Genomic DNA, 2280 nt, shown 5'->3' on the forward strand with positions numbered 1-2280 from the left:
TATACTAAATCTCTTGAAAAAAGGCAGGAAAGAGCCAAGAATAAGGGTGGCTTTGTTAATCCATTATTGTTTTTGGAAAGAATTGCACGTATCAGCTCATATACCATTCGAGCCGTTCAAAACGCAATTATCACAGGAAAGCCTCTGGCCGACCTGATGTGTGCTTTGATGGCTCGGTTAGTTCCTGGATAGAGCTAATAGGGGAACACTGATGTGAAAAACATTAAACTACCTGACTATTGGACACCAGAACAAGCAACGGCAGTATTTGAGTTTATTGATGAAATAAGGGAAGCGATATTGATACAGTACCGACTACAGCTAATGGAACAAATGCGGTTTGATCGTTGTACTGAGTTTGAATCTACTGAGGATGTTGAAAAACGGGAGATTCCTTTTTGAAACTCACTATCGTGAGAATTAAGAAAAAGAGAGAGGTAGTTTTTATGCCTCTCTTTTTTTAGATAGGGTATTCGCCAGTTTTATTCGGATATGCTCCGCCGTTAACAGGTGATGCTGTTCTTACTATCGACAAGGATTATTTCAGACTGCGGAAACCGACAGAAAGACGGTTGTATGAGTTGGCTAGAAAACATTGTGGTAACCAGGTTGCTTGGAAGATTAGCCTGCAGAACCTGAAAGAAAAGCTAGGGATTACATCCCAAATGAAGCTATTTCGTTTCAATATAAAACAAATAACGGAAACTAACCATCTGCCTGAGTACAACATATTAATAGCTGATGATGTGATAATGTTTACCAGGAAAGAGCCACCGAAGGAAAATACTGCTCCTAGTAAATTACCAAAGCATGTGGCCAAGAAAGAGATTGAGAAGCAGGCTAGACCAGGGGAGAGTTATGAGCAGGCGGCTAATCGGATTAAAGGACTGAAGGATGCTTTAAAGTAGAGAAGCAGGTAGCGTTGGTGCTAATGGTCGCTGACGGGTTACAGTCATGAGCGGTCATTACAACAAACAATTTTCAATCGAGGCTGACCCTTTTGGTTACTTTTGGTTACTTTTGGTTAAGATTTTAATGAATATGTAATTTTGGTTCCATGGCCTGATGCAATATATCAATGATTCCTATCTGCGTACCATTCATGCAGTAGTAGATCGTATGTGATGCTATAAAATTACTGTAATAACCTTTTTTAATTTCAGGTCTTTCTGTCCCTTTAGATGGGTTCTCAGCTAAGTCTGCATACAAGCATGCAAATTTTTAAGGTAAATTGTCGTTTGTCTGGTTCCAAAATTTTTAAGAGAATACGCTTTTATCTCTTTAAGGCTATTTTGTGCGGCTGGTGATAATAGATATTTAGCCACTATCCTATTAACTCCTCCATAAAGCTTTGGCCATCTACCCCTAATCCCTGGTCAAGTTGAGACTCCCCAGCTGCAAGGGTATTTCTTAAAATATCGAGCTTTGTTTCTTGTTCTTCTAAAAGATTAAGTCCTGCCCTAATCGCTTCACTTGTTGATTGAAAACGCCCGGTTTTAATTTTGTCATCCACAAACGTAGAATAATGATCGCCTAGTGTTACGCTGGTATTTCTTTGCATTATAGCTCTCTAATATTAATATTTTGTATTACATATTAATACATTTTTTTAGTGGAATACACAAGCAAAAAGAAAGTTTACTCTAAATATGATAAGCGCAAGCGCATATTATGTTCTTCTTTTTATTTTGACTACTTGTTTTTGATCTTTAAAAAACTGAAAAATAGAAAAATACCTAAGTTAGATAAGTTAAAGATATAGTTATATATGTTACAGGGCAAAAAAAATCGCTGTAGGCATTGCAATATATGCCGTGTAGAAAAATAGCTGTTCCCAAAGTTACGATAGTCTGTTCCTAAAGTCACGATAGTATTTTTTGAACGTATTTTTGTCTGGACTAAGCAAGAAACAATAAAATGTTCCTGATACCTCGATATTAATGTATAGTCTGATGTACTATTTTTGTTCTTGATAACTCGATACTTCATGTCTAATTTTCATTCGCCAAAATTACATAAAGAACCAGATTTTTTATCTGCGATGCTTTTGATACTTAACAAGGATGATTCTGCATCTATGGAGCACCCTGTATTTAGTCTTTCGACTAAGCCTGATCATCGGATGCTTTTGTATGAATACAATGGCAATACGATCAAACGCTGAAAATCCTGGAAACGGAGCTTTAGCGAAGTGAAGATTTTTAGTCCGCGATAGCCGTAGGGCCGGTTGTTTTGTCGGAGTCTGAGCGATAGCGAAGGTGGAGACAAAATAAAAGGCCA

Annotated in this window: 5 protein-coding genes and 1 pseudogene; 4 read left to right on the forward strand and 2 right to left on the reverse strand. The window is 37.5% G+C overall.

Translation table 11 applies throughout. The features are described 5' to 3' along the window. From BTHERMOSOX_RS10510 to BTHERMOSOX_RS10520, 3 genes are all read left to right on the forward strand, one after another. On the forward strand, positions 1–192 hold a 192-nt coding region (locus tag BTHERMOSOX_RS10510; protein WP_171004750.1), incomplete at its 5' end, for a hypothetical protein. A gap of 21 nt (positions 193–213) precedes the next feature. Further along, positions 214–402 (forward strand): hypothetical protein, encoded by a 189-nt coding sequence (locus BTHERMOSOX_RS10515; protein WP_138121095.1) that lies wholly within the window; start codon positions 214–216, stop codon positions 400–402. A gap of 170 nt (positions 403–572) precedes the next feature. Further along, the gene (locus tag BTHERMOSOX_RS10520) at positions 573–908 is read left to right on the forward strand and encodes a replication initiator protein A (protein WP_249360690.1); all 336 of its coding nucleotides are present in this window, start codon (positions 573–575) and stop codon (positions 906–908) included. A 124-nt stretch (positions 909–1032) separates the two neighbouring features. On the opposite strand, the gene BTHERMOSOX_RS11850 is transcribed toward BTHERMOSOX_RS10520, so the two are convergent. Together BTHERMOSOX_RS11850 and BTHERMOSOX_RS10530 are read right to left on the reverse strand one after the other, a co-directional pair. Then, on the reverse strand, positions 1033–1209 hold the full coding sequence (locus BTHERMOSOX_RS11850) for a type II toxin-antitoxin system RelE/ParE family toxin (RefSeq protein ID WP_249360691.1): 177 nt from the start codon (positions 1207–1209) through the stop codon (positions 1033–1035). Positions 1210–1324: 115 nt separating this feature from the next. Beyond that, positions 1325–1561: a type II toxin-antitoxin system ParD family antitoxin gene (locus tag BTHERMOSOX_RS10530; RefSeq protein ID WP_138121097.1), complete on the reverse strand. Its 237-nt coding sequence runs from the start codon at positions 1559–1561 to the stop codon at positions 1325–1327. 473 nt (positions 1562–2034) lie between these two features. Here BTHERMOSOX_RS10530 and BTHERMOSOX_RS10535 point away from each other — a divergent pair. Further along, positions 2035–2158: pseudogene (locus BTHERMOSOX_RS10535) on the forward strand (replication initiator protein A); the annotation flags it as partial. Positions 2159–2280 lie beyond the last annotated feature (122 nt).

The organism is Bathymodiolus heckerae thiotrophic gill symbiont (genome assembly GCF_900128515.1).
In the GTDB taxonomy this organism is placed as follows: Bacteria; Pseudomonadota; Gammaproteobacteria; order PS1; family Pseudothioglobaceae; genus Thioglobus_A.